3 protein-coding genes and 1 pseudogene are annotated in these 6,094 nt (G+C 71.8%); 3 read left to right on the top strand and 1 reads right to left on the bottom strand.

Annotated features, from left to right (window positions below; translation table 11 throughout):
• Window positions 1-71: 71 nt before the first annotated feature.
• The 3 genes from IEZ31_RS12295 (at window position 72) to IEZ31_RS12285 (ending at window position 2,334) form a co-directional block, all read left to right on the top strand.
• Window positions 72-287: a DUF3040 domain-containing protein gene (locus IEZ31_RS12295; RefSeq protein WP_190249937.1), complete on the top strand. Its 216-nt coding sequence runs from the start codon at window positions 72-74 to the stop codon at window positions 285-287.
• 101 nt (window positions 288-388) lie between these two features.
• Window positions 389-1,006, top strand: coding sequence for an RNA polymerase sigma factor (locus IEZ31_RS12290; RefSeq protein WP_190249936.1), 618 nt, complete (start codon window positions 389-391; stop codon window positions 1,004-1,006).
• On the top strand, window positions 1,003-2,334 hold the full coding sequence (locus IEZ31_RS12285; protein ID WP_190249935.1) for a F0F1 ATP synthase subunit B: 1,332 nt from the start codon (window positions 1,003-1,005) through the stop codon (window positions 2,332-2,334). The genes IEZ31_RS12290 and IEZ31_RS12285 overlap by 4 nt, the downstream gene beginning before the upstream one ends.
• 232 nt (window positions 2,335-2,566) lie before the next feature.
• Here IEZ31_RS12285 and dnaE read toward each other — a convergent pair.
• Window positions 2,567-6,088, bottom strand: a pseudogene (dnaE, locus tag IEZ31_RS12280) (DNA polymerase III subunit alpha); the annotation flags it as partial.
• Window positions 6,089-6,094: the final 6 nt, after the last annotated feature.

Below are 6,094 nucleotides of genomic sequence, written 5' to 3'. Positions count from 1 at the left end.
GACCTCTGTGGTGGAGCGCGGCGACCACGCTGCGCCGAGCCGGAGGAGGCGCATCTACGGTGGACGACGACATGACCAGTTCGCCCGCGCGCGGCGGGCGCCGCCGCCAGGCGCGGAGGAGCCGTCCGAGCGGCCGGTGGGGTGCCGGCGCCCTGGTCGCGGTGATCAACGGCCTGTTGGTCGGGGTTGGTGGCGTGTACGCCGCCACGTCCTCGGTCGCGGTCACCGTCTCCGCGGCGGGGGCAGCGGTGATGCTCGCCGGGCTGATCGTCCTCGTGCACCGGTGACCACGCGCGAGCCGGCGCCAGCCGTCCTAAAAAATCTTGATCCGAGCTTTTCACACCAGGCCGACCTCGCGGACCTCAGCAGCAGGGGAGGGCAGTCGACGATGACAAGACCGGAGGTCGCCGTGGTCCAAGCGGACAAGGGCTTGGCCCAGGCGCCACCCGAGCCACGCGCCGAGACCCTTCTCGCCGAGGTCGGCGACTACGACGACTTCTTCGACAGCACGTACCCGCTGCTGTTGCAGGTCGCCATGGCGTCCGGCGCCAGCCCGGAGGAGGCCGACGACGCCGCCGAGGAGGTGATGAGCTACCTCTACCGCCGCTGGGGAGAGATCACCCAGCCCCGGGCGTACGCGCGCCGGGCGGTGCTCAACGCGGTGGCGAAGGCCAAGAAGCGCGACGCCGAGCGGCTTGGCCGGACCGTCGCCGGCGGCCACGTAACCCCGGAGGCGGACGACGGTACCGACCTGTGCGCCTGGGAGAACCGGGAGTGGGTACTGCAGCACCTCAACGTGCTGCCGCCCGCGCAGCGCGCGGTGATGGCCGGCGTCGTCGACGACCTGAGCACGGCCGAGCTCGCCGAGGCGCTCGGCAAGACCGAACCGACGATCCGCAAGAACCTGCAATGGGCCCGGGAACGCCTCAAGATCGAGTTAGCCAAGGAACGTCAACGCGAACGGCAGGTCCCATCCGGTACCGAGACGAGGAGGGAGACCCGGTGACCACCTACGACGATGCGAACCCCGAGCCGTCCGAGGTGCGCGAACCGGCCCTCGACGAGCTGCTGGGCGAAGTGCTCGGGCTCATCGACCAAGTTGTGACGGCCCGGCTGGCCGACGGTGAGCTCGCCCGCCGCCGCGCCCGGATCAAGGCCAACGTGGATCGCGGCCCACTTCCGCCGGCGGCGTCCAGCTGCGATGCGCCTCCCACGAAGTACCTGACGGACCTGCCGGGCGTGCCGATCACCGGCAGCGAGTGGCCCCAGGGCCTGCAGGTCTATCTGGCCGCTCAGCGCCGAATCATCGCCGCCGCCGAGCGCGATGCGGAGGAGACCCGACGCGCCGCACGGCAAGCCGCGGAGGAGTACCACGACGCTGCCCTCAAGCGCGCCGCCGAGACGGTCGCCGCCGCCCGGCAGGAGGCCGAGCGGATCCTGGCGACCGCCCGGCAAGAGGCTGAGCAGATCGTCGCGGCGGCCGAGGCCGACCGGGAGCAGACGCTCGCGACCGCCCGGCACGAAGTGGTGCTCCACCTCGACGGCGCCCTGCCAGACCTGCCGGCGCAGCCCGGCCGGAAAGTCGAGCTTATGGACGCGTCGCAGGCGAGGCGTCTTTTCCGCGTAGATCCCCCGGGCCTGGTCCCGGACCTGCCGCTCATCACGCAGGCCCTCAGCCACATCGGGATGGTGGGAGCGGGCGCGGCGGGCAGCGCACTCGCGACCGTCCTGGGCAGCGGCGCCCTTCCGGACCTCGCCGCATGGCACGATGTGCCGCTGAACGCGCTCCCGCCAAGGCCAGCGGCTCACCACCAGGGATCGTGGGCCCGGTCGACCGCCCTGCGGGTACCCAAAGACCCCGACGTTGACGCCTGCGTCGAGGAGCCGTGCAACTGCTCCGCCCGCACGGCTGTCCGCGACTACTGGAATCACTTCCAGGGCCCGGCGGAACAGCCGAAGGGACGCTCGGCGGCAGGCCGCACCCGCCAGCCAGAGCGGCCATTCCCCGTGGCGCCGGCATCATTGCGGGACTATCTGCTGGCGTCAGCGGACCTCGAAAGCGCCGACCTCGTCGACGGCTGGTTGGCCTGCCGGGGCGACGCGACGCCCTTCCGCCGGCTGGCGGTAGAGGCGAAGCGCTGCCGCCAGCCGGATGCGGACTTCGACGTGCTTCCGACGACGCCCCGGGCGTGCACGTACGTGGTGCTGTTCGTGAGCCACTGGTCCTTGAACGAGGCGGCCATGTTCCGCGTTGATCCCCACGGCCTCGCGGCCTCCGATGACCTTCCACACGGATGGCGTCCGGGCACCGATCTGACGATGCGAAGCCGATGAATCACAGCACTCGCCACCGCGGCGATGACCGCGGTGGCGAGTGCTGATCCATCCGGCCCGAGCTATGCCGTGAGCCTGTTGCGGAGCTGGCCGGCCGTCGACCACCGGTGAGGTTGACGACGAGCGGGAGCGGTGCCGAGCCCGTGTCCCGCTCGGGCTACGCGGCCAACGCCGCCGGCGCGCGGGTCGGCGGCGGGGTGACGGACCCGGCCACGGCGGGTCGTACGACCTCGACCTGCTCGTCGCCGACGACGGCCTTGAGCGCCCGCTCGAGGCCGGGCGTGAGCGCGACCCGCGGGCGGAGCCGCCACAGACTGTCCCCGGACGGGCCGGTCAGCCGGACCCGGACCTCGACCATGCCGGGGTGAGACCACAGCACGTCCTTGAGCGCGTCGACGAGCCGCCGGGTGCACCGCGGCACCGGGATCGTCAGGGTCACCCGCGGCGGCGGCGCGGCCGCGGCCAGATCGGGGATCGCCAGGTCCATCGCGGCCAGCGCCACCCCGTCGTCGCGGCGGTTCACCCGCGCCTTGACCACGACGACGACGTCGTCGGCGAGGTGCTGGCCGAGCAGCTCGAACGTGGCCGGGAAGAACAGCGCCTCCAGGCCGCCGGTCAGGTCCTCCAAGGTCGCCGACGCCCACGCCTTGCCCTTGCGGGTCACGCGCCGCTGGACCCCGCTGAGCAGGCCAGCCACCGTCACCACCTGCCCGTCGCCAACCTCCTCGTCGCCGATCAGCGCGGCCACGGTGGTGTCGGCGGCCGTCTCCAGCGTGCTCTGCAAGCCGCGCAGCGGGTGGTCCGAGACGTACAGGCCGAGCATCTCCCGCTCGAAGGCCAGCTTCTCCCGGGTAGGCCATTCGGCGTCGCCGATCGCCGGCATCACCATGCCGGCCGCGGACGGCTCGGCGGCGAAGGCGTCACCGAACAGGTCGAACTGGCCGTTGGCCTCATTGCGTTTGACCGTGGCCGAGCTGTCGACCGCGTCGGCGTGCACCGCGAACAGCGCCTTGCGGGCGTGCCCCAGCGAGTCGAACGCCCCAGCCTTGATCAGCGCTTCGACGGTCTTCTTGTTGCACACCGCGGCGTCCACGGTGGCGAGGAAGTGGTGGAAGTCGCGGTACCGGTCCGGGCGGCGGCCGGCCACGATCGCGGTGACCACGGCGGGGCCGACGTTGCGGATCGCCGACAGCCCGAACCGGATGTCGTCGCCGACCGGCGTGAACGGCCCGTCGGACTCGTTGACGTCGGGCGGCAGCACCCGCACGCCCATCCGCCGGCACTCGGCCAGGTACACCGTCCGCTTGGCCTTGTCGCCGTCGACACTGGACAGCAGGGCGGCCATGTACTCGGCCGGGAAGTTGGCCTTGAGGTACGCCGTCCAGTAGGAGATCAGCCCGTAGCCGGCGGTGTGCGCCTTGTTGAAGGCGTAGTCGGCGAACGGGACGAGCACGGCCCACAGCGCGTCGACGGCCTCGTCGGTGAAGCCGTTGGCGCGCATGCCTTCGCGGAACGGGCCGAACTCCCGGTCCAGGATCTCCTTCTTCTTCTTGCCCATCGCCCGGCGCAGCAGGTCGGCCTTGCCGAGGGTGTAGCCGGCCAGGACCTGCGCGGCGCGCTGCACCTGCTCCTGGTACACGATCAGCCCGTACGTCGGCCCGAGAATGTCGCGCAGCGGCTCCTCGAGCTCAGGATGGATCGGGGTGATCTCCTGCTCGCCGCGCTTGCGCAGTGCGTAGTTGGTGTGCGAGCTAGCGCCCATCGGGCCCGGCCGGTACAGGGCGAGCACGGCGGAGATGTCCTCGAAGTTGTCCGGGCGCATGAGCCGCAGCAGGTCGCGGGTGCCGCGGCCGTCGAGCTGGAAGACCCCGAGGGTGTCCCCACGGGCGAGCAGGTCGAAGGCGCGCGCGTCGTCGAGGGGCAGCCGGTCCAGGTCGAGCTCGACGTTGCGGTTGCGGGCCACGTTGCGCACCGTGTCGTCCAGGACGGTCAGGTTGCGCAGGCCGAGCAGGTCCACCTTGAGCAGCCCGAGCGTCTCGCACGTCGGGTAGTCGAACTGGGTGATGATCGCCCCGTCGGCCTGCCGGCGGCTCACCGGGACGTGCTCGATGATCGGCTCGGCACTGAGGATGATGCCGGCCGGGTGCACGCCGGTCTGGCGGAGCAGACCCTCAACGCCGGCGGCAGTGTCGAGCACCGCGGCCACCGCGGGGTCGTTGTCGCGCAGCTCCCGCACGGCGGCGGCCTTGTCGTGCAACGGGTGGCCCGGGTCGGTGATGCCGCCCAGGGTGATCTCCTTGCCGCCGGTCCCCGGGGGCGGCAGCGCCTTGGTGATCCGGTCGCCAAGGGCGAAGGGGTGGCCGAGTACCCGGGCCGCGTCCTTGATCGCCTGCTTGGCCTTGATCGTGCCGAAGGTGACGATCTGCGCCACGTGGTCACCGCCCCAGCGCTCGGTGGCGTAGCGGATGACCTTGCCGCGGCGGCGTTCGTCGACGTCGATGTCGATGTCGGGCATGGAGACCCGGTCCGGGTTGAGGAACCGTTCGAAGATCAGCCCGTGCCGGAGCGGGTCCAGCCCGGTGATGCCCAGCGCATAGGCGACCAGCGACCCCGCCGCCGACCCGCGGCCGGGGCCGACCCCGATGCCGCGGGCCTTCGCCCAGTTCACCAGGTCGGCGACGACCAGGAAGTACGACGGGAACCCGGTCGCGACGATCACGCCGATCTCGTAGTCGGCCTGCGCGGCGTGCTCGGCGGGCACACCGTCGGGGAACCGGCCGGCGAGGCCGGCCCGGACCTCGTGCCGCAGCCAGGACTCCTCGGTCTCACCGTCGGGGACCGGGAACCGGGGCATCAGGTTGCGCGGGGTGAACATGCCGGCGGGGTCGACCCGGTCAGCGACCAGCAGCGTGTTGCGGCAGCCGGCCTGCCAGGCGTCGGAGGTGTCGACGGCGCGCATCTGCGCGGCGGACTTGAGGAAGTAGCCGGAGCCGTCGAACCGGAACCGGTCGGCCTTGCTGAGCTGGGCGCCGGTCTGGATGCACAGCAGCACGTCGTGCGCGGCTGCGGCGCCGTCGTGGGTGTAGTGGGCGTCGTTGGTGACCAGCGGCGGCAGGTCCAGCACGCGGCCGATCTGCAGCAACTCGTCACGGACCCGGCGCTCGATCGGCAGGCCGTGGTCCATGATCTCCAGGAAGTAGTTCTCCGCGCCCAACGCGTCGCGGTACCGGGCGGCCGACTGGAGCGCCTCGTCGAACTGGCCCAGCCGCAGCCGGGTCTGCACCGCCCCGGACGGGCATCCGGTCGTGCCCATGAGCCCGTCGGCATGCGCGGCGATGAGGTCGAGATCCATCCGCGGGTACTTGCCGACCTGACCCTCGATCGAGGCCAGGGACGACAGGCGGAAGAGGTTGTGCAGCCCGACGTCGTTGCGCGCCCACAACGTCATGTGGGTGTAGGTGCCGCCGCCGGCGACGTCGTCGGCCTTCTGGCCGGGCCGGCCCCATTTGACGCGGGCTCGGCTCAGCCGCGACTCCGGCGCCACGTACGCCTCGATGCCGATGACCGGGGTGATCCCGGCGGCCGTGGCCTGCTGGTAGAAGTCGTACGCGCCATGCAGGTTGCCGTGGTCGGTGATCGCGACCGCCGGCATGCCGAGCCGGGCCGCCTCGGCGACCAGGTCGCGGATGCGGGCCGCACCGTCCAGGACCGAATACTCGGTGTGCACATGCAGGTGCGCGAACGAGTCGTCCATGGTCGG

Origin of the sequence: Dactylosporangium sucinum (assembly GCF_014647515.1) — a bacterium.
Classification (GTDB): Bacteria; Actinomycetota; Actinomycetes; order Mycobacteriales; family Micromonosporaceae; genus Dactylosporangium; species Dactylosporangium sucinum.
This window is presented reverse-complemented; position numbering and strand designations above follow the sequence as displayed.